This window comes from Pseudoxanthomonas winnipegensis (assembly GCF_030322905.1).
Lineage (GTDB): Bacteria > Pseudomonadota > Gammaproteobacteria > Xanthomonadales > Xanthomonadaceae > Pseudoxanthomonas_A > Pseudoxanthomonas_A winnipegensis.
Map to the genome: position 1 here is coordinate 142,804 of NZ_CP095475.1, position 19,861 is coordinate 162,664.

At 66.5% G+C, this 19,861-nt stretch carries 17 protein-coding genes; 7 read left to right on the plus strand and 10 right to left on the minus strand.

The window, feature by feature from the left end; all coding sequences use genetic code 11:
- Positions 1 to 912 precede the first annotated feature (912 nt).
- Positions 913 to 3,486 carry an HD domain-containing protein gene (locus MWN52_RS00655; RefSeq protein ID WP_286576063.1) on the plus strand — a complete coding sequence of 858 codons (2,574 nt, stop codon included), beginning with the start codon at positions 913 to 915 and terminating at the stop codon, positions 3,484 to 3,486.
- A 109-nt stretch (positions 3,487 to 3,595) separates the two neighbouring features.
- On the opposite strand, the gene MWN52_RS00660 is transcribed toward MWN52_RS00655, so the two are convergent.
- Together MWN52_RS00660 and MWN52_RS00665 are read right to left on the minus strand one after the other, a co-directional pair.
- Positions 3,596 to 3,766, minus strand: coding sequence for a hypothetical protein (locus tag MWN52_RS00660; protein WP_286576064.1), 171 nt, complete (start codon positions 3,764 to 3,766; stop codon positions 3,596 to 3,598).
- A 268-nt stretch (positions 3,767 to 4,034) separates the two neighbouring features.
- The gene (locus tag MWN52_RS00665; protein ID WP_286576065.1) at positions 4,035 to 4,283 is read right to left on the minus strand and encodes a helix-turn-helix domain-containing protein; all 249 of its coding nucleotides are present in this window, start codon (positions 4,281 to 4,283) and stop codon (positions 4,035 to 4,037) included.
- Between the two features lie 112 nt (positions 4,284 to 4,395).
- On the opposite strand from MWN52_RS00665, the gene MWN52_RS00670 reads away from it, so the two are divergent.
- Together MWN52_RS00670 and MWN52_RS00675 are read left to right on the plus strand one after the other, a co-directional pair.
- Complete coding sequence (locus MWN52_RS00670) at positions 4,396 to 4,722, plus strand: hypothetical protein (RefSeq protein WP_425608063.1); 327 nt, start codon at positions 4,396 to 4,398, stop codon at positions 4,720 to 4,722.
- A gap of 321 nt (positions 4,723 to 5,043) precedes the next feature.
- Positions 5,044 to 5,658, plus strand: coding sequence for a DUF2306 domain-containing protein (locus MWN52_RS00675; RefSeq protein ID WP_425608139.1), 615 nt, complete (start codon positions 5,044 to 5,046; stop codon positions 5,656 to 5,658).
- A gap of 202 nt (positions 5,659 to 5,860) precedes the next feature.
- Here the strand turns inward: MWN52_RS00675 and MWN52_RS00680 are convergent, their stop codons facing one another.
- Complete coding sequence (locus MWN52_RS00680; protein ID WP_286576068.1) at positions 5,861 to 6,301, minus strand: MarR family winged helix-turn-helix transcriptional regulator; 441 nt, start codon at positions 6,299 to 6,301, stop codon at positions 5,861 to 5,863.
- A gap of 70 nt (positions 6,302 to 6,371) precedes the next feature.
- On the opposite strand from MWN52_RS00680, the gene MWN52_RS00685 reads away from it, so the two are divergent.
- Complete coding sequence (locus MWN52_RS00685) at positions 6,372 to 7,097, plus strand: SDR family oxidoreductase (RefSeq protein WP_286576069.1); 726 nt, start codon at positions 6,372 to 6,374, stop codon at positions 7,095 to 7,097.
- Between the two features lie 278 nt (positions 7,098 to 7,375).
- On the opposite strand, the gene MWN52_RS00690 is transcribed toward MWN52_RS00685, so the two are convergent.
- The 4 genes from MWN52_RS00690 to MWN52_RS00705 all read right to left on the minus strand — a co-directional run bounded on the left by MWN52_RS00690 (position 7,376) and on the right by MWN52_RS00705 (position 10,680).
- A complete protein-coding gene (locus tag MWN52_RS00690; RefSeq protein WP_286576070.1) occupies positions 7,376 to 7,705 on the minus strand; it encodes a hypothetical protein in 330 nt (109 codons plus the stop codon).
- A gap of 52 nt (positions 7,706 to 7,757) precedes the next feature.
- On the minus strand, positions 7,758 to 8,729 hold the full coding sequence (locus tag MWN52_RS00695; RefSeq protein ID WP_286576072.1) for a peptidoglycan recognition family protein: 972 nt from the start codon (positions 8,727 to 8,729) through the stop codon (positions 7,758 to 7,760).
- A 240-nt stretch (positions 8,730 to 8,969) separates the two neighbouring features.
- Positions 8,970 to 9,602, minus strand: coding sequence for a GNAT family N-acetyltransferase (locus MWN52_RS00700; RefSeq protein ID WP_286576073.1), 633 nt, complete (start codon positions 9,600 to 9,602; stop codon positions 8,970 to 8,972).
- A 184-nt stretch (positions 9,603 to 9,786) separates the two neighbouring features.
- Complete coding sequence (locus tag MWN52_RS00705; RefSeq protein WP_286576075.1) at positions 9,787 to 10,680, minus strand: type II toxin-antitoxin system RelE/ParE family toxin; 894 nt, start codon at positions 10,678 to 10,680, stop codon at positions 9,787 to 9,789.
- Positions 10,681 to 11,065: 385 nt separating this feature from the next.
- Here MWN52_RS00705 and MWN52_RS00710 point away from each other — a divergent pair, with 385 nt between their 5' ends.
- Positions 11,066 to 12,730: a sensor domain-containing diguanylate cyclase gene (locus MWN52_RS00710; protein WP_286576076.1), complete on the plus strand. Its 1,665-nt coding sequence runs from the start codon at positions 11,066 to 11,068 to the stop codon at positions 12,728 to 12,730.
- A gap of 671 nt (positions 12,731 to 13,401) precedes the next feature.
- Here MWN52_RS00710 and MWN52_RS00715 read toward each other — a convergent pair.
- Both MWN52_RS00715 and MWN52_RS00720 read right to left on the minus strand, forming a co-directional pair.
- A complete protein-coding gene (locus tag MWN52_RS00715; protein WP_205954209.1) occupies positions 13,402 to 14,019 on the minus strand; it encodes a glutathione S-transferase family protein in 618 nt (205 codons plus the stop codon).
- A gap of 247 nt (positions 14,020 to 14,266) precedes the next feature.
- Entirely contained in the window at positions 14,267 to 15,175 is a 909-nt protein-coding gene (locus tag MWN52_RS00720; protein ID WP_286576077.1) for a LysR family transcriptional regulator, read from the minus strand.
- Between the two features lie 131 nt (positions 15,176 to 15,306).
- Here MWN52_RS00720 and MWN52_RS00725 point away from each other — a divergent pair, with 131 nt between their 5' ends.
- Entirely contained in the window at positions 15,307 to 16,008 is a 702-nt protein-coding gene (locus MWN52_RS00725) for an SDR family NAD(P)-dependent oxidoreductase (RefSeq protein ID WP_286576078.1), read from the plus strand.
- Between the two features lie 10 nt (positions 16,009 to 16,018).
- On the opposite strand, the gene MWN52_RS00730 is transcribed toward MWN52_RS00725, so the two are convergent.
- A complete protein-coding gene (locus MWN52_RS00730; RefSeq protein ID WP_286576079.1) occupies positions 16,019 to 17,419 on the minus strand; it encodes a hypothetical protein in 1,401 nt (466 codons plus the stop codon).
- Positions 17,420 to 17,696: 277 nt separating this feature from the next.
- Between MWN52_RS00730 and MWN52_RS00735 the strand changes: the two genes are divergently transcribed.
- A complete protein-coding gene (locus MWN52_RS00735; RefSeq protein ID WP_286576080.1) occupies positions 17,697 to 19,643 on the plus strand; it encodes a M61 family metallopeptidase in 1,947 nt (648 codons plus the stop codon).
- The last annotated feature ends 218 nt before the right edge of the window (positions 19,644 to 19,861 follow it).

Genomic DNA, 19,861 nt, shown 5'->3' on the forward strand with positions numbered 1-19,861 from the left:
GCCGATGGGGGCGTGCCCGTCGGCTTCCTCCATGCGCAGACGCCCATGCTGGAGCTCGTCCTCTTCCTCACTCTCAGCGTCCTGGCCGTCCGTGCGTGCATCGCGTCGTGGTGAGCCTGGTGGCCCCGCCAGCCTGACGGTCCCCCGCTGCCCGGTGCCGGCCCAGCAGCCCAGGGCGCCCGGTACCTTGGGGAGTGCGTGCCCCGGCGCAGGGGGAAAATAGGGTCAGAGTGCAGCTTTTGGGCGCTTGCGGCGCTCATTCCGTCTCCCGGCACTTCGGGAACTGATAAGAGGCGGCAGGGAAATCACGAGCTAGCGTGCCTTTCGAACGAGCTAGCGTGCCTTTCACAAGAGCGCGCCAACAGCTAGCGGCAAAGCCGCTAGGATGAAGCCCGGACTCTAAAGAGCCCCGCTACTGAAAGCGGGGGACGTCGATAGAAAATTGGGGTGGGGCGGGATTTATCAGAAAGTGCACTCTGACCCCTGTGCTAGTTGAGCTGGCGGCGAGGATGTCGGGTGGGGGATGCAGGGGAGGCCAAGATATAGAGCGGAGCTGCGGTGAGGGTCGAGCGCGCTCTGTGGAGAAACTGCCCTCTCTGCTCTGTCCTAACATGTTAATCCAGTACCCGATGAGTCTCTCGCATCCACCTTGGCATAGCGCACACCGGCGACGACAGGGCGATGCGGCTCCGCATCCTCCTTATCATGGCGAGCCCTTTATGCTTGAGCTAGTGGCCAATACAGCTTATAAACGATTGGTCAAATCCGAGTCATCTTGAAACAAGATGGAGATTGAAAAGGACGAACCCATCTGGCGTCAGTTTAAGACAACTTGTCACGCAATATGAAACAAGTTATAGCAACTCAAAAGTGGATTGCCAATTCATATCTCTCCAATGGAAAGGAGCTCGCATGTACGAAGACTCAATAATGAAAAGCTCTTTGCTGTATCGCAAGGCTTTTGAAGCACGACCCCAAGATTCAGAGGCAGCTTCGAGATTCGCCATCGCTTTGAGTCAATTTAGAGATAAAGTAAGGACTTTGGTCTCACATGTTCAGGAAGACATGCGAGGCTACACAGTACACGATATTTCGCACCTAGATGCACTGTGGGAAATGGCATCGCTCATCGCTCCGGATGTAGAGATAAATCCAGCTGAAGGGTTCGTTTTAGGCGGTGCTATCCTTTTACACGATGCCGGCATGACATTGGCCGCGTACGAAAAAGGGTGGGAAGACCTTATGGTCCTGCCGGCGTATGCAGACGCCTTAGCTTTTTACGAGGGTCGGGATCATCTGCAAAATTCCGAGGCAGAACGACTTGCGCGCGTTGACGCGCTGAGGGTTATGCACGCAGAGCGTGCCAGCATTTTAGCTACGCAAAGGTGGCGAATTCCTAATTCATCTGAGTCAATTGGTTTGATTGACAATTCTGAGCTTGAAGCACATTACGGTGAAACGATCGGAAGAGTTGCAGCAAGCCATCATTGGCCGCATTCAAAATTATTAGAGGATTTCTCGGAAGGACTGGGAGCAATCAGTGGTTGCCCGATCGAATGGAAAGTGGATGTGCTTAAGGTCGCATTGCTATTGCGCTGCGCTGACGCGGCACATATAGATCATCGAAGGGCTCCATTGATGGCATATGCAATACAAAATCCCGCCGGTTTATCAGGAGAACACTGGAACTTTCAGAGCCGACTAGCCAAACCGCAAGTTAATGAAATGGCAATTGTCTATACGAGTACCAAAGCCTTCGAAGCCAAGGAAGCTGATGCGTGGTATTTAGCATTCGACGCAGTGAGAATGATTGATGGCGAACTTAGATCAGCAGATGAAATTAACGTCAGGCGCGGGGCCAATAGGTTCAGCGTCAATAGTGTTCGCGGAGCAGATTCACCTGAATCGTTGTCGCAGTATATAAGAGTAAATGGCTGGCGACCACTCGCAGTGAATCTTAGGGTTACGGATGTTGCAAAACTAGCAAGCACTGTCGGTGGCTCAGACCTATATAATTATGAGTACGCGACGCTTAGAGAATTAATTCAGAATTCTGCAGATGCTATCGAGGCTAGAATTGCGGTGGATAAAGATTTTTCCGTCGGTGATGCGCGGATACTAGTTTCGATAGATGAAAGCGATTCTCAGCGCAGCATAACTGTCTCTGACAACGGCGTGGGTATGTCGGAGCGAACATTAACTAGTGCTCTTCTTGATTTTGGCTCCTCATTCTGGCGATCGGCAGAGGCAAGGCAAGAGATGCCGGGAATAGGTAAGGCGCTAACAAAGATGCGTGGCCGATACGGCATCGGATTTTTCTCAGTCTTCATGTGGGCTAATGATGTGAAGGTGGCCTCTCGGCGGTTCAGAGATAACATAGCTTCAACTAGAATCCTCGAATTCAAAGAGGGTTTGAACTCAAGGCCTTTAATAAGATTGGCAAGTGAAAACGAAACCTCCACGCGTTGGCACACACAAATCACCCTAAATCTAAGGCCGGATCTATTTAAGGCCACCACAAAGCGTCGTCTTTCCAGTCAATTTCGATTTTTTGAACAGAGAGGTCGGCATAAGCAAGGCCCCGGATCAGAGGATTTTTGGGTGGACATGGTGAAGGAGATCGGTGGACTTTTGCCATTTACATTAGAAGTCGAATATGGACAAGTTCGCAAGCGGGTTAGTGTTTCTGATTGGGCTTCGATAAGCGGCGAAGATTTGACTTCGCTTTTTACCCCGATGTTCTTTCCTCGGGACGAAGTTGCTAAGAAATTTAGTTCTGGGATGACCGACATCTCAGAAAACGGCCAGACGATCGGCCGGGCCTTTTTAATGCCTTTAGAGGATGATTCTAAGTATTCTGCAAAAGGAAGCCTTGTTGTATATGACAAGGGAATTTTTGTGGGCGTGAGTGGCATGCAGCCAGCTTATGGCTTCTTAGATCGAGAAACGACCAATGCAGCCCGCGACAGGTTTGATGACTTCCTACTTACGCAAGACAAAGAATGGGTTAGGGGGGCGTCGATTAAAGCATTCGGCATCTGCGAGAACGAGGCAGAAACTCTTGCCGTGCAGCGGGCGCTCGCAATTATTTCCGCACCAGACGAGACCAAACCGCTCTTCATATTTCAAAGGACGGTCTGCTCATACTCTGAGCTTATGGAGAAGGTCTCGAAAACAAAAAGCATTCGAATTCGACTAAAGCAGGAAGGAAGTGACGAGTTCGAATTCGGTGCAACGAAGCATTTGGACCCGATATACGCACTTCGTCTCGACGAAGAACGACTATTTTCCCTAATAGATATCGATGGTACTTTGGATAGGAGCGAAGATTTTGAAAAGTTCTGGAAACATAAGCAGTGCTTACTAGCCAAGCTGATTCGGGATGTCGCGAACGCAATTGGAGCCGGAGCTTCGGTTAATTTTAAGCTAAGCGAGGACGAGGGATACAGGAAAGATCACATAGAAATTAAGATTACGGGGAATTAGTGACGTGGATTCTTCACAATTAACCAAGCGGCAACTTCTAGGGCTAAGTCTGCCAGCAGTAATATTGGCCAAGCTTCGGCGGCGGAAAATTTCGACACATCGAAGAGGGTCAGAGCGCGCTTTCCGACTGCTGCTTGTCGCGCTTCGTCAGCAACGGGCGGACGGCCAGAATCAGCAGACTCACGCCTGCGATCAGCTGTACCGTGAATCCAAGGGATTGTCCGACCGCGTAGCCGTTGACCCAGGGCGTGGCATCCGTCGCAGGCAGCAATGTGGGCATCGTCTCGAGCAGGTGGCTGACGCCGCGGATCAGGAAAGCGGCGCCCAGGGCTCCGTGCAGTAGCGGATAGGTCGAAGGATATGGTGGAGTTCCGTGTGAGAAGCGGGATCAGGGGTACTCGGGCGGCGCCCTGCATTTGGGGAATTGGCTGCAGCCGAGGAAGGGTTCGCGGGTACGGCGATGAGCAGACGGAGCGGTTAAGAAGTCGCGACTACGAAGATATGCCGTGAGCAATCAAGCGCGGCGCGTCACCAAAAGCCAGCTGTGGTCAGCCGGCCAGCGCTCGCTCGAACTTCGAAACGAATGCCTTGAGAGAGGTTCCACAGGCGGTGCAGAAATCACGCAGTTGCAGCAGATCCATCCGCCGCTCACCGCGTTCGACATCGCTTACGTAGGACTGGGGACGGCCCAGCGCGGCGCTCAGGCCCACTTGCGTCAGCCCTGCAGCCAACCGGATATCGCGCAGCTGTTGAAGCAGGACTGCGTACTCCGCTTTATGGATCGACTTGGTGGACATGGCGGGGGAAAGTCGCGCGGGAGCAACGACGCTATATCCCCTTTTCAAATATCCGAAAAACGGATAAGTTCGACTCACGGACGCTCTGTCCGCCCTGTCGAGGAAGGATGCCGTGACAACTTCTAAGGCCTTGAAAAAGTCCGCAAAGGCCCGGGCCAAGGCCGCCGCGCCGCCCAGCGCGAGCTACGCGTTCGGCGCGACACAGGCGCAGATCGATCGGTTCCATCAGCTGCTGCGCACGATCAGCGCGCACAGCGACATGGTGGCGGTGTGCGCGGGCGCGCAGTTGGACGACGCCAGCCTGGGCACGTTGGGGGAGAGCATCTTCCATGCGGCGCACGAGGTGCGGGTGCTGGTCGATACGATCTACGCGCAGCGGCTGCGGGGCGGGGAGCCGCTGTCGGCTTCGGCGCTCGTGGGTTCCGCTCCGCCCCCGTAAGCGGCGGGCGGCGCAAAGAGGGGCAGCGCCGGCGTCGGCCAGCCGTCCCGGATGAGGAAGGTCACGGATGAGCGGGCCCGCAATCCCGCGTAGCATCGGCGGCAGCACCGCGCCGCTGAAGCGCGGGGCACCTTGCGATCCGCCCGCCTCGCCGCTTTCTGTTCTGGTGGGGGTGGGGCTGGTCCGCAAGGCCAGGTGATCTCACCTGCCGGCGCCAGGAAACCAAGCGCCGGCAGCACCGCGAACGGGAGTCGCGCGATGGCATGGGAAGGCGGGCGGAGCGGGCGAGGGATCTCGGTGGCGGCCTCCGCGGCCGTCGTGCTGGCCCTGGGCTGGCTAGGCATCGGCTTTCTGCATGCGGCGTATCTCAAGTACGCCGCGCTGGATTCGCCGGCGTACGCGATGTTCCTGCTGCGGCGGGGCTGGCTGTGGTGCCATCTGGCCGGTGGCGGGCTGGGCGTGGTGCTGGGCTTGGTGCAACTGCTGACCCAGCGCTGGCCGCGGCTGTGGCGCGTGCATCGCGTGTCGGGCCGCGTGTACTTCGCCGCGATGCTGGTGGCCATGGTCGGCGCGGTCGGCCTGATCGCGACCTCGCCGGCCCCGACGGGCATCCGCGTGGCCTTCAGTTCCACCTTGCTGGCGTGGCTGGTCACCGGCGGTGCGGGCCTGGTGGCGATCCTGCGTCGCAACGTGGCCGCGCATCGCCGCTGGATGCTGGGTGCGTATCTGGTCACGCTGGCCCCGGCGGTGTTCCGGCTGTCGCTTGCGGGCGTGGTGGCGCAGGGCCTGGCGCCATCGCCGGACCTGATCGCCTGGATGCTGTGGGGCAGCTGGGCGGTGCCGCTGTTGCTGTATGCGCTGTGGCGCAAGCTGGCCGGCGTGTCGCATCGCGGGTCATGGGCGGAGGGCGCCGCGCTGCGCCATGACCGCGCGTAGCGCAGGCGTTTGGCAAGCGCATCCACTGGGCAGCCTTGTCAGGTCGACGGCGTGCCCTGTCCAGCGCGGATATCGGCATGTTCGATGGACACGGCGCTGATCGCGCCGCGGGTCTGACGCTGCTGGCTTGAACTCCAATTCATCCGCCTGCTGAGGGATAAAAGCCTTGGCGCAGGGAAGGTTAGAGGCAATGCCTAGGTGGTCAGGGCGACGGATTGCCCGCCCCAAGCCGCGCCACCACGCGCCAGAACGCGTCGGCATCTTCCGGGGGCACCGCGTCGATCAGGGCGCGCCGCACGGCGTCGGCGTGGACGCGGCGGGCGGCGCGGACGGCGTCGCGTCCGTCGGCGGTGGCGACGACCTGCCAGTTGGCGGTCGAGCCTTCGCGGCGCAGCAGCCCGCGCGTTTCCATGCGGCTCAGTTGACGCGAGAGCCGGCTGCGTTCCCAGCCCAGATCATCGGACAGGCGCTGCTGGCGGATCTGGCCCGCGGGCGTTTCGACCACGCGCGTCAGCACGGAAAAGTCCGCCGCCGACAGGCCCGTGTGTGCGGTGATCTCCGCGACGACCGCGGCCATCACGGCCTCGGTGGCGCGCTTCCAGGCGATCCATCGCTGCATGTCCTGTTCCGAAAGCCTGCTCATGCGCATCTCCACCTTGTTGACATGGCAACAATAGCGGACGCATGCTGTTGACATGACAACACAACGCACAGTGCTTATCACGGGCGGCACGTCCGGCATCGGCCTGGGGCTGGCCAAGCGCTATGCCCAAGGCGGCGCGCGGGTGGTGATCACCGGCCGCTTCGCCGAGCGCCTGGAGCAGGCGCGGGCCGAGTTGCCCGGCTGCGTGACCATCGCCGGCGACCTGGCGCGCGCCGACGCGCGCGAGCGCCTGGCCGACCGCATCGCCTCCGAGCTGGGCGGCCTGGATGTGCTGGTGAACAATGCCGGCATCCAGCGTCGGGTCGACATCGCCCACGACACCGCGGCCTGGCCCGAGCGTCAGGCGGAGATCGATCTGCTGTTCTGCGCGCCGATCCACCTGGGCTCGCTGCTGGTCCCGCTGCTGCGCGAGGCCCGCCAGGGTGGGCAGCTGGTCAACGTCACTTCAGGCGGCGCCTTCAATCCGCAGACCTTCGCGCCGGGCTACAGCGCGGCCAAGGCGGCGTTGCACAGCTACACGATGAATCTGCGCCGGGCCCTGTCCGGGACCGGCGTGACGGTCACCGAGCTGATTCCGCCGGCGGTGGCCACCGCCCTGGCGGGGCCGGGACAGGCGCACGGCGCGGATCTGGACGCGTTCTGCGATGCGGTGTTCCCGCGCATCGAGCGCGGCGAGGCCGAGGTCGGGTTCGGGCCCACCGACACGGCGGAGTTCCGCGAGCGTCTGTCCGCCGAGCATGCGCGGTTCGAGGCGTTCGCCCGACGCAACGGTTAGGCGCTCGGGTCGGCGCGTCATGCGGGCGTCGGGCCCGATCGTCTGCTGAAACACGATTGGCGCGGCGGTGCCTGGTGGTCGATGTTCCACAGGTGCCATGTCGGCATCGGCGCTCGTGAGATTGCGCTCCGCCCCGCAAGCGCCGGCTGCATCGAGGGTGCAGTGCCAGCCTCGGCGATCCGGCCGGGGCGGGAAAGGACATGGACGAGCGGGCCTGCAGTCCCGCGTCGCATCGGCAGCAGCACCGCGGCCTCGATGGCGCCGCGGGTGTAACGCTACTAGCCCGAATTGTTGTCGGGCATCATCAGCACCAGCGGCGTACACGCGCTGGCGGAACAGCCAAAGGTGCGTACCACGTTGCCACGGGTCCACGTCGCGGTGGCGGCGGCATTGATCGCATAGGACCAGGTCTTGCCGTCCGCCTGCAGCTGGCCGCTGATGGTGCAGGGCAGGGCGTAGAACGCATCCCCCGTGCCGTCCGGATACTCGCGGCTGGCGCCGAAGAAGCGCGCGACGCCTTCGCGATCCAGCTTCCATGCCTTGCAAGCCGCTTCCAGTCCCGGATCCGCTGCACGTCCCGCATCCGGCACGTAGACCGACGTGCCCACGCTCAGCACTTGGACGTTGCCGCTGCCTGCAGCGGCCGGCGCCGCGCCGGTGTCAGCGGGTCGGGCCTGCGGGCTGTTGCACGCCGCCAGCAGCGGCAGCGCCAGGCACGTACAGGCCATCGCCCTCGCCCGCAGTCTTGTAGGAAATGGTGTCGTGCTTGTAGATGTCATGGTTGTCCAATCCATACTGCTGCTGCAGCACGCCGACCAGACGATTGATCGAGGCGGTCTGCTCGGCGGTCGGCGCGTCCCAGGTCTTGGTCGTCGCGTTGTAGGCGCCCACGACCTCGATCCCGATGCTGTCGCTGTTGTTGGGATAGCGGATGGGATAGGGGTTCGCGTTCTCGTGGCTGTTGATGGCCGTGGGCTTGAAGCCGGTCTGCGCGTGCCAGGTCTTGTCGGGCTCGATCAGCGTGCCTTCCTCGGCCCCGCGCGAGCGGATCTTGCCCACGTGCCAGGTCTGGTGGTCCAGGCTCGCGGTCTGATAGATGGTGCCGTCCTTGTCGATCAGGAAGTGCGCGCCGGCAGGCTGGCCGCCGGCGTTGTAGCCATCCAGCGTGCTTTTTGCCGTAGAGGATTCGGTGCGGTGCATCACGATGGCTTCCGGCGAGGTCAGCGCGCCATGTTCGAGCGCGGTGACGCGCGCATTGCGGATCTCCGGGGCCGTGAGCATGCCGTCCTTGTCGACCTGGGAGGCAGGCAATGCGAAGGGTCGCAGGCTGTCCGCCGCTGGCGTCTGCGCGCTCGAGGTCGGCGCGCTGGCCCGCATGGGGTCCGCCCCATAAGGCGGTGTGTAGGTGGCGAAGACGGAAGGGACCTTCGCGGACGGATCGCCAAGCACCACCTGGCTGATCTGCTCCGGGAAGCGCGGATCGGCCTTGACCTGCGCATAGAGTGCGGCGGCGACGTTGGCGTTCTGGTCGCCCTGCCAGCGGTGCAGTCCCTCGACGCCCCGCAGGAGTTGCTGATACAGCGCGTGGTCGGGATGGGAGGGGTCGCTGGGCATCCGGTTCGGATCCGCCATGTCAGCTCCTTTGCATGGTGGGGTGCGTCCCCTCTCGATACTAGCGCACGGGATCGAGCCCTCCGTTTTGTCCGGCGGCTAAATCGAGATGCGCATCCCTGATTCGCCGCGGTGCGATGCGGCGCGGCGGGCCTGGCGCCGTCGGTGGCGACCGGCGCGCCGCGCAAGCGCTCGTGGCTGATGGCCTGCCGAATCCGCTGCCTGCGAGGCGTGTCGGCGACCTGGCGGCCGCTCGCGACATCAGGCCTCGGAGGGCGTCGCGCTGCGCACGTATCGCTCCACCGGCTTGCCATGCAGCTCGGTGTTGCCGTCGAAGCGCAGGCCCAGGCGCTCGGCCACGCGCCGCGAGGCGATGTTGCCGGGGTCGATGAGGGCGTGGACCTGCGGCTCGCGGCGGGTCTGGAAGGCGTAGTCGAGGACGGCTGCGGCGGCTTCGCCGGCCAGGCCCTGGCCCCAGAACGGGCGGTAGATGCTCCAGCCCAGTTCCAGGCCGTTGTGGCCCTCGCGCAGGAAGGCGCCGACATGGCCGGCCGGCTCGCCGCCCTCGCGCAGCGTCACCGACCACCAGCCGGCGCCGTACAGCTGCCACATGCCCACGTGCGAGCAGAAGAAGCGCCAGGCGGTGGGGCGGTCGACCACGCCGAGGAACTCGGCGCTGATCGGGTCGGACAGGTGCCGGGCGAAGGGCTCGAAATCGCTGGCGCGGTATTCGCGCAGGATCAGCCGCGGCGTCTCCAGCAGGGGAACGGTCGCGGCGGAGGTGGGCGTGGCAGGCGACATGGAAGCGGGCCGATCAGGCAGGTGAGAAGCCGTATTGGGCCAGTCGGTGTCGATCCGGTGCAAGGTGGTGCGCGGTGCCGGGGTCTTGCGCATGCGCGATCGAGGGCCTGCTCGCTTTCTCATCAGGCGAGGCGTTCGATGCTCTGCACTCGTGCGCGAATCACGTGAGTGGGTGTCGAAGCGAAGGCGCCGGCACCCCCACCTTCGGCCTGCCTCAGGCCATCGGCCAACGCCTAAGCGCATATCCGATCATCCGCTTGAGCCCACCCGCCCAACCTCAGCGATACGGCCCCGGCCCCTTCCACACCAGCTCGCCGCGGTGATACACGCGCTGCATGTTGATGATGTCGCGCGAGTCGCCGATGCCCTTGAGCTCGGGCGAATCCGGCGGTAGCGCGCGGCACGGGCCGGAGCCGTTGCGCAGCACGATCTCCAGCGGGCACACCATCAGGTATTCGGTGCCGGGCAGGGGGATGAAGAACTCCTTCATGCCCTGCGCCATCCAGGTGCGCACGCGTTCTTCCACGCGCGGTTCGTAATAGGCCTGGTAGCCGCCGACGGACAGGCTCGCACCATCCATGCCGCTGTCGCGGCCGCGGCCCTGGTTGAGCGCCGGGCTGTCGTCGAAGCCGGCGTTCTCCGGCGCGCTGTCCTGGGCGATGTAGCCGGGCGGGTGGCCCCAGTTGGGCGAGCGGCGGTCGGTCGGCGGCGGGTTGGCCGGCGGGCGCGTGGACGCTTGGGGCGGGGTCTGCGCCGGCGTGGGCACGGGCGGGCTGGGCGTGGCGCTGGGCGCTGGCGTGGTGTCGGCCTCGGTCAGCAGCGGGTCGGCCGCGTGGTCCACGCGCGTGGTCTGCAGGCGCGAGGCCGGCGGCGGCTTGCGCGCGACCTTCGGCTTGGGCGGGACCGGTGTGGGCGGGGTGGGCTGGCGCGAGGGCGGCGGGCTGGGCGGGGCCGGATCGGCCGGCGCGGTGCTCTCGCCGATGAAGTCCACCCGCGTGCGGCCGCCGGCCGGCGCGCCCTGGGTGGTCTGCACCACCGGCACGTCGGCATGCAGCAGCACCCACAGCATCAGCAGGTGCAGCAGCAGGCTCAGCAGCGCGCCGACCCAGGGGTCGACGCGGTCGTTCCAGGGCCGGGTCCGCGCACGCGCGAGGTTCGACGCGTCGCTCATGCCGTCGGTGCGTCGAGGGGGCGGGACTTCATGGCGCTCTGGTGCGTGCGGCGGTGGGGTGTGCGCATCGTAGCGCGCCGGCGCGCGGCTTCCGTGGCAGGCGTTGACGCAAGATCGCGCGGGTCGGGGCGGGCGCGGGCGGCGCAATGGCGTTCGCGCCGGGCTGCCCGGCGCGCTTCGGGAGCCGGGCGTGGCGCGGCACGGCGGGGCCAAGACACGCTCTGGACGCGCAGTGTGCGATCCACGTATACGACAGCCGTTGGATCGATGCGAACCCGGCGCGGAACGGCCCGGGTGTCGGGAGGAGCGGCGAGTGCAGAACGAAAGCGTGCAACACCAGGACCCCGCCAGGGGCCCCGGCCTTGGGCAAGGCGCCGACCTGGCGATGGCGCGCCTGCACGGGCTGGCCTGCGTCACCGACCGCGCCGGCGGCCTGCTGCAGCTGGGCCAGGACCTGCGGCGGCTGACCCTGGCCGATGAGGCCGAGATGCCGACCTCGCTGCTCGACCTGGTGGCGGTGCAGGGCCGGCCCGGGCTGCGCGACGCCCTGGATGCGCTGGCGTCCGACGCCGCGCCGCAGACGCTGGAGCTGCCGCTGCGCACGCCGGCCGGCCTGCGCTGGTGCGCGTTCGAGGTCAGCGCGCAGCCGGCGCTGGACGGGGGGACGCCCACCCTGCTGTGGCGGGGCACCGACATCCACCGCTACAAGCAGCGCATCGCCGAGCTGGAACGGCTGACCACGGCGCAGTCGCGCATGCTCGATGTCAGCCAGGACTGCATCAAGATCATCTCCCTGGACGGCCGCCTGCTGCACATGAACCGGGCCGGCTGCCAGGCGCTGGGCGTGGCGGCCGATTCGGGCTTCGGCATGCCGTGGTTGCCGCTGCTGCCGCAGGACGTGCATCGGCCTGGCGCGCGGGCCCTGGAGCGCGTGCGGGAGGGGCACGCCGATCGCTTCACCGGCCGTAGCGAGGTGGAGGGCGGGGCGCCGGAATACTGGGACAACCTGCTGACGCCAATGCTCGACGAGGCGAAGCAGCCCACGGCGATCCTGTGCATCTCGCGCAACATCACCGGCGAGCGGCTGGCGCTGGAGGCCGCGCGCGACAGCGAGGCGCGGCTGGTGGTCGCCGCCCAGGTCGGCGGGCTGGGCATCTGGGACTACAACGTGTCCGAGGATCACTTCGACTGCGACGAGACCTGGTGCCGGATCATGGGCCTGCCGCCGGGGCAGGCGGTGTCCACGCTGGAGGAGTTCCGGCGGCTGATCCATCCGGACGATCGCGAGCGCGCCACCCAGGTGGAGACCCTCGCCGCCGAAATGCTGACCGGCGCCAAGCAGTATTCGACGGCCTACCGCATCGTGCGCCCGGACGGCGAGGTGCGCTGGATCCGTTCGGCCGCGCGGATGGAGACCCGCGGCGGCGCCGCGCCGCGCGCGGTGGGCTTCGCGGTCGATGTCACCGATGCGATGCGCGGCGAGCACGCCCTGCGCGACGCCAACCGCCGGCTGCGGCACGAGCGCGATGTCCTCAGCCGCGAGGCGCAGGAGGACGCGCTGACCGGCGTGGCCAACCGGCGCGGCATGGACCGGCAGCTGGACGATCTGTTGGCCGGCGCGGGCGGCGCACCGGTGTGCGTGGGCATGATCGACCTGGACGACTTCAAGGCGTTCAACGACCTGCACGGCCATCTGGAAGGCGACCGCGCGCTGCGCCAGGTGGCGCAGGCGCTGGGCGATGCGGTGCGGCCCACCGATCTGGTCGCGCGCTATGGCGGCGAGGAGTTCGTCTTCGTGCTCGCCGGCACGGAGAACCCCGAGCCCTTCCTGCGTCGCGTGTTCGAGCGCGTGCATGCGCTGGGCATCGCCCACGCCGGGACCCAGGCCGGCATCCTGACCATCAGCTGCGGCTGCGTGGTCTGCCACGACGCGGCGCCGGACCAGGTCGAGACCATCCTGGCCGCCAGCGACGCCGCCCTGTACGAAGCCAAGCGCCGCGGCCGCGATCAGTACGTGATCGTGCGCCAGACGCTTGCGTCGGAGGGGTGATGGGTGCGGCTACCGTCGTTGCCGGGAAGGCGGGAACCCACGGACTTTGCTCTTCCGCTTCAACGCCCCGGTGCTCCCGCGCGAACGTCCTTGGATTCCCGCGTTGGCGGGAATGACGGATGGGGAAGATCCTGGCAGCGACGGGGTTGCGGGCCGTTCTGCCCCAGCACCGCGAAACTTCCCACCAGTGCAGCGCTTGTGGTGGGAGCCGGCATGCCGGCGATGGGGCTCTCCCGGAAAACCCCGTCGCCGCCACGGGCGGCTCCCCTGTAGAGCGGAGCTTGCTCCGCTGCTTTTCGTTCAGTTCGTGGGAAAGCCCCAGCGGAGCAAGCTCCGCTCTACAGGCAGACCGTCGCGAGATTTGAGGAAACAGTTGCTCCCGCAAGTGCAGTGACTGACAGCCGCCCGCCACTTCCTCCCATCATTCCCGCGTTCGCGGGAACGACGGGTTGGGTTTTCTCAGGAAGGAAAGTCTGATTTCTGGGTACAGCTGGGAGGGCCGAGGAAGGGGGGAAAGCCCGTCGCCACGGGCGGCTCCCCTGTAGAGCGGAGCTTGCTCCGCTGCTCTTCGTTCAGTGCCTGGGAAAGGCCCCAGCGGAGCAAGCTCCGCTCTACAGGCAGACCGTCGCGAGATTTGAGGGGACAGTTGCTCCCGCAGGTTCTTTGCGTCTTCAGCGGCCGCTCGAGCGTTCCAGCACGGTCTTGACGGCGGGGTCGTGCGCCATGGCCTGCATGAAGCGGGCCAGGTTGGGGTACTTGCGCCAGCTCTCGCCGGCCTTGTCCGACCAGCGCGCCATGACGAAGGCGTAGGCGTCGGCCACGCTGCGGCGGCCGGCGTAGACGTGGTCGGTGTCGCCGATCAGCGCGTCCAGGTGGGCCAGCACGCGCGCGATGCGTGCGGGCGCGGCATCGCGCACCGCCTGCAGCGCCGCCTCGCTGGCGTCGGTGGTGTAGCGCTCAGGGGTGAAGAAGGGCCAGAACGCCGGATGCATGTCGCCGGTCAGGAAGGCCAGCGTCTCGTTGAACACGAACTGCGCCTCGATGCCCGCGTCGGCGCCCAGCCCGGCCTCGGGATGGCGCTGGACGATGTACTGCAGGATGGCGTCGGCCTGGGTCATCGCGCGTGCGCCGCCGATGTCCAGCGCCGGCACAGTGCCCAGCGGGTTGATGGCGCGGTAGGCGTCCGCGTGCGGGTCGACCTTCACCGCCTCGTAGTCGGCACCGGCCCATTCCAGGGCGATCCAGCAGGCCAGGGCGCAGGTGCCGGGGGCGTAGTAGAGCTTCATCATGGGACTGTTCCTTGCGTATGTCCGGCGGGTGCGGGCCGCATGATTCCATGTGCCGGGTCGATCTGCTGTCGTCGGGGGCCCTGCGGCGTTGCAGGCCCGTGCGATCGAGCATGGTCGATGCGGACTCCGAGCTTCCTCCTGCCATGCCGTCCGCTCCCCCACTGTGCTGCTGGTCGGCGACGTCAAAAGCGGCAGCATCAATCGCCGCCGTACCGGTCGCCTGCGCCGGGTGAACAGTGCCGCGTTCCTACGGCTCCCGGCATTGCGCCAGGACCAGCTCGCGCAGCCAGCGATGCGCCGCGTCGCCGTGCAGGCGCGGGTGCCACATCTGCGAGACGGTGATGCCGGCCAGCGGCACCGGCAACTTGAAAGCGTGGAGCGATGTCGCGTCCGCGGTGCCCTGGCTGGCGGCATAGGAGGCGGGCACCAGCGCGATCAGATCCGAAGCGCGGGCCACGGCCACCGCGGCTGGAAAGCCGGGTACCACCGCGACGATGCGACGCCGCAGGCCGAGCCTGGCCAGGGCGTCATCGACCGGGCCGTGGTCGCGCGCATGGCGCGAGGCGACCACATGGCCATGCGCGACGTAGTCCTGTGCCGTGACCTCGCGCGGCCTGGCCAGCGGGTGTGCCGCGCGGACCACGCCGACGAAGTGGTCGCGGAACAGCGCCTGCACGCGCACTTCAGGACCCATCGCGTTCAGCACGCCGATCTCCAGATCGGCCTCGCCCTCGCGCAGCGGCGCGGCGGTCTTCTGCGGCTTGGCCGCGAAGCGCAGCTGCACGCCAGGGGCCGCGTGCGCGACGGCGGCGATCAGGCGCGGGCCGAAGGCTTCGATGAAGCCGTCGTTGGCGCGGAGGGTGAACACGCGTTGCAGCGTGGCCAGGTCGAGTGTCGTCGGCGGCGGCTGCAGGACGGCGCGCGCATCCTCGACCGCGGTGCGCGCACGGTCGCGGAGCGCCTCGGCATAGGGCGTGAGCACCATCTGCCGGCCAGCGCGCACCAGCAGCGCATCGCCGGTGGTGTCGCGCAGCCGGGTGAGCGTGCGGCTCATCGCCGAGGGGCTCAGGCCCAGCCTGCGCGCGGCGCCGGCGACGCTGCCGCTGGCCAGCAGCGCGTCCAGGGCGATCAGCAGGTTGAGGTCGGGGACGGGCATGGCGTGCGGCGGCGGGTCGGGGACGCGTGCATGCCACGCACTCTATCAATGCATGCCGTGCGTCTTCCGCATGCGTGGGGCCGCCCCTAGCCTGAGGGGACTGGCGCATGGCGCCGCACGGGAGTCGCACCATGAAACCCTCATCCAACACCGTCCTGCTGATCGGCGCTTCGCGCGGGCTTGGCTACGCGATGGTGGAGCAGTCTCTGGCGCGCGGCTGGCGGGTGATCGCCACAGCCCGCGCGCATTCCACCGAGCGCCTGGACGCGCTGTCGCGCCAGCATCCCGGGGCGTTGCGCGTGGAGACGGTGGACATCACCGAGCCGGCGCAGGTCGCCGCCCTGCGCGCACGCCTGGAAGGCGAGACGATCGACCTGCTGTTCGTCAATGCCGGCGTGGTCAACACCGATGACGACGCGATCGTGGCGAACGTGGCCACCGACGAATTCCTGCGGCTTATGCTGACCAATACCCTGAGCCCGATGCGCGTGGTCGAAGCGCTGCAGGACCTGGTGCCGCCGAGCGGCACGATCGGGCTGATGTCCTCGGGCCAGGGCAGCCTGGCCAACAACACCCGGGCCGGGCATGAGGCCTACCGGGCCAGCAAGGCGGCGCTGAACATGTGCATGCGCAGCTTCGCCGCGCGCCATGCCGAGGACCCGCGCACGCTGCTGCTGATGGCGCCGGGCTGGGTCAAGACCGACATGGGCGGGCCGGATGCGCGGCTGACCATCGAGGAGAGCATCCCGAACCTGCTCGACACCATGGAGGCGCAGCGCGGCCGTGCCGGGCTGCAGTATCTGGATTATCTGGGGCGTACGGTGCCGTGGTGAGGCAGGCGGCTCAGGCGTCGGCAGCCTTTGCGGCGGGCGGCGGGGCGCCCTGCGGGTCGTACCAGAACGGGATGAAGTAGTCGCGCTGGCGCTGCACGCCGCGCTCCCCGCCGCCGGCGTTCCACAACAGGCGCAGGTCGTGTCGGCCCGGCGCCTTACCCTCCAGATCGAGATAGCCGACCAGGCCGCGCATGCCCAGGTCGCGACGCTCCATCGGGACGAAGTCGGTCAGCGCGACCGGCCGGCCGTCCAGCGTCACGGTCCAGATCTTCGCCAGGCAGGCGACGGCCTGATCGGCGGCGACGCGGCCCTGGGCCGCATTGCGGCCGTGCGCCAGGGTTGGACAGGCCTGCTCGGCGCGCGGATTGTCCAGGCGCGGGCGATGCGGGATGAACACCCGCAGCCGCCCCTCCTCGATCCGGTCGGAGGGAATCATCGGATAGCGCAGCATCACATCGTCCGGCCCGCGCATGGATTCGTAGTGGGCGCTGAGCATGCCGTGATCGACCGCCTCGCTGGTGACCACGCGATAGCGGCTGAGCAGGGAGAAGCTGGCCGAGGAGACGATCTGCATCCCGCCGATCACCATCGCCGCGGAGAGGACGAGGAAATACACCGCGCTGAAGCCGCGGTTGCCCAGATTGCTCTGCAGGGTGAACTGCACCGGGCCGCCCAGGCGCTGCAGCGCGATCGTGGAGAACACCCGCAGCAGGCGATCCGTCGCCCGCTCCAGCCCTTGCGCGGGCTGATCGCGCTGGGCGCGGCGCGCGACGAGCTTGTCGAGCACGAAGATCGCCATGCCGCCCAACAGGAACGCGACATAGGGCACGGCGAAGGCGATGAATGTCGCGCGCTCGCTGTCCTCGAACAGCAGGCCGATCAGCGTCGCCGGGATCAGCAGCCCCAGGCCGAGCACGCCGATCCACGCCAGCGTCAGCGCGACCAGCACGGTGGTGGCGAACAACACCGAGGCGGTGCGGTCGACGCGATCGATCACCTGGCCCAGGTCGCCGATCGCGCCGCGATAGAAGCGGCGCGAGACCGGGCCCATCGCCGACAGGCGCTCCCAGCGGATGCCGCCGGGGAAGTGCGATTTCAGGCCGACCAGGCCGACCCAGTAGCCGCGGATCGCCAGATGGACGAGGAAGGCGAACCCCAGCGCGTAGCTCAGTCCGACGCCGATATTGAAGGCGAACTGCAGCACGTACCAGGTCGCGCCCTCGGCGTGCAGCTCGCTGCCGACCCAGGCCTCGAACAGGCGCGGCGGCAGCGTGAGCAGGGCGAAGGCGAGCAGGCCGGAGATCAGCAGTTCCAGCTCGTCGGTGCGCTCGCGCAGGCGCTCGAAGCTGATGCGGCGACCCGCAGGCATGTCGGCGTCGCCGTCCTGCACGGCCTGGTCGGTGTGGTCCATCCTGACTCCCCGGTTCCCCGCGGGCGAGTGTAGGGGCGTCCCGCGTCGGCGGATAGGTCGCGAGGTGCCGCATCGGCAACGGCATGCGTGCGACGCGTCGCCGGTGCCATGTGCATGGCATCCGGCATCGGCGGGGTCGGCCATGATGCAGTCGCGGCGACAGCGCACCGCACGGGGATCGCAGCGGGCAGGATCCAGACCGGACGGGTGCCCGATGTCAGATCGGCGGACCGATGCTACGGTGGTTCATCGCCCTGATCCTGTGCTGGAGCCCGTCATGCCCTTCGTCCACCGCGCCGCCGCTTCGGTGCGTCGTCCCCGTACCCGACTGGCCGCCGCGCTGGGCCTGGCGCTGCTGGCCGGCACGGCCTCGGCGCAGATCGTGCGCAAGGCCGATGTCCCGCCGCCGCAGGACGTGGCCTATCCCGGCCAGATCCAGCTCAAGGTCGATGCCAGCGACACCCGCCAGGGCATCTTCCGCGTCCACGAGTCCCTGCCGGTGCAGGCCGGCCGGGTCACGCTGCTGTATCCGGAGTGGATCCCCGGCGCGCATTCGCCCAGCGGCCCCGTCGCGCAGCTGGCCGGGCTGAGCTTCAGCGCCAACGGCAAGCCGCTGCCGTGGAAGCGTGATCCGTATGACGTCTACGCGTTCCATGTCGACGTGCCGGTCGGCGCGACCACGCTGGAGGCGGACTTCCAGTATCTGTCCAGCCGCGGCGGCGGCTTCCAGATGACCGACCGCATGCTGATGCTGGACTGGGACCAGATGTCGCTGTATCCGGCCGGCTACTACACGCGCGGCATCCAGGTGCAGCCCAGCGTGACGCTACCGGCCGGCTGGCAGTTCGGCAGCGCCCTGCGCGCGGCGTCGAAGGACGGCGCCAGCACCACCTTCAACCCGGTGTCCTACGAGACGCTGGTCGATTCGCCGATCTACGCCGGCCTGCACTTCAAGCAGGTCGATCTGACGCCCAAGGGCGGCGCGCCGGTGATGCTCAACATCGTCGCCGACGAGCCCAAGGACCTGGAGATCACGCCCGAGCAGCTGGCCGCGCATCGCGCGCTGCCGGTGCAGGCCACGCGCCTGTTCGGCTCGCACCATTACGACCACTACGACTTCCTGTTCTCGCTGTCCGACGAGCTGGCCGGCAACGGCCTGGAGCATCACCAGTCCAGCGAGAACGGCCTGGACCGCAGCTACTTCACCGGCTGGAAGGACAACCCGACCGACCGCGACCTGCTGGCGCACGAGTTCACCCACTCCTGGAATGGCAAGTTCCGCCGCGGCGCGGACCTGTCCACGCCCAACTTCAGCGAGCCGATGGGCGACTCGCTGCTGTGGGTGTACGAGGGCGCCACGCAGTACTGGGGCTTCGTGCTGACCGCGCGCGCCGGGCTGTGGACGCCGCAGCAGTTCCGCGACGCGCTGGCGATGGTGGCGGCCAACTACGACCGCAACCGGGTCGGCTTCCAGTGGCGCACGCTGGAGGACACCACCAACGATCCCACCGCCGCCCACCGCGAGGCGCTGCCCTACCGCAGCTGGCAGATGAGCGAGGAGTACTACAGCGCCGGGCAGATGGTGTGGCTGCAGATCGACGCGCGCCTGCGCCAGCTCACCGGCAACCGCAAGTCGCTGGACGATTTCGCCAAGGCGTTCTTCGGCGTGGACGACGGCAGCTACGTGGTCCATCCCTACACCTTCCAGGACGTGGTCAACACGCTGGACGGCGTGGCCCACGACGACTGGGCGGGCTTCCTCAAGACGCGCGTGCAGACGGTGGCCCCGCCGCTGCTGGACGGTATCGCCGCCAGCGGCTGGAAACTGGTCTACACCGACACGCCCAGCGAGTACGAGGCCCAGTACAACCGCGCCGCGCAGTCGCCGCGGCATCGCTACAACTTCGCCTGGTCGATCGGCCTGACCATGAACCCGGACGGCAGCATCAACGACGTGCGCTGGAACGGGCCGGCGTTCAAGGCCGGGGTCAGCACCGGCGCCAAGCTGGTGGCGGTGAACGGGCAGGAGTATTCGACCGAGACGCTGGCCCAGGCGATCACCGCGGCCAAGGGCGGCCAGACGCCGATCACCTTGCTGCTGCAGTTCCAGGGTGGGCTGCGTACGGTGCAGGTGGACTACCACGACGGGCTGCAGTATCCGCACCTGGTACGTGTGGAGGGCACGCCGGACTACTTGAGTCAGATCATCCAGCCCAGGGGTTGAGGGCGGCTGGCGGGGCGGTGATGGCCGGGGTGCGGACAAGCCACGGTCATCCCCGTAAACACTTTCATTCGCCCGCGTAGCCATAGCCGTCGTTCCCGCGAACGCGGGAACCCATGGACGTTTGCGGGAGGCGCTAAAGGCACTGGATTCCCGCGTTCGCGGGAATGACGATAGGAGGGGGGTTGGGGGCTTCGAGTGGGCCGCTGCTTCTAGGGAGC

Bases quoted from the DNA above. Each gene is read 5' to 3' on its own strand.
- MWN52_RS00665 (WP_286576065.1), bottom strand. From the start codon at position 4,283: ATGTCCACCAAGTCGATCCATAAAGCGGAGTACGCAGTCCTGCTTCAA.
- MWN52_RS00715 (WP_205954209.1), bottom strand. From the start codon at position 14,019: ATGATGAAGCTCTACTACGCCCCCGGCACCTGCGCCCTGGCCTGCTGG.
- MWN52_RS00710 (WP_286576076.1), top strand. From the start codon at position 11,066: ATGGCGCGCCTGCACGGGCTGGCCTGCGTCACCGACCGCGCCGGCGGC.
- MWN52_RS00725 (WP_286576078.1), top strand. From the start codon at position 15,307: ATGAAACCCTCATCCAACACCGTCCTGCTGATCGGCGCTTCGCGCGGG.
- MWN52_RS00735 (WP_286576080.1), top strand. From the start codon at position 17,697: ATGCCCTTCGTCCACCGCGCCGCCGCTTCGGTGCGTCGTCCCCGTACC.
- MWN52_RS00730 (WP_286576079.1), bottom strand. From the start codon at position 17,419: ATGGACCACACCGACCAGGCCGTGCAGGACGGCGACGCCGACATGCCT.
- MWN52_RS00720 (WP_286576077.1), bottom strand. From the start codon at position 15,175: ATGCCCGTCCCCGACCTCAACCTGCTGATCGCCCTGGACGCGCTGCTG.
- MWN52_RS00695 (WP_286576072.1), bottom strand. From the start codon at position 8,729: ATGGCGGATCCGAACCGGATGCCCAGCGACCCCTCCCATCCCGACCAC.
- MWN52_RS00660 (WP_286576064.1), bottom strand. From the start codon at position 3,766: ATGCCCACATTGCTGCCTGCGACGGATGCCACGCCCTGGGTCAACGGC.
- MWN52_RS00705 (WP_286576075.1), bottom strand. From the start codon at position 10,680: ATGAGCGACGCGTCGAACCTCGCGCGTGCGCGGACCCGGCCCTGGAAC.
- MWN52_RS00700 (WP_286576073.1), bottom strand. From the start codon at position 9,602: ATGCGCAAGACCCCGGCACCGCGCACCACCTTGCACCGGATCGACACC.
- MWN52_RS00680 (WP_286576068.1), bottom strand. From the start codon at position 6,301: ATGAGCAGGCTTTCGGAACAGGACATGCAGCGATGGATCGCCTGGAAG.
- MWN52_RS00655 (WP_286576063.1), top strand. From the start codon at position 913: ATGTACGAAGACTCAATAATGAAAAGCTCTTTGCTGTATCGCAAGGCT.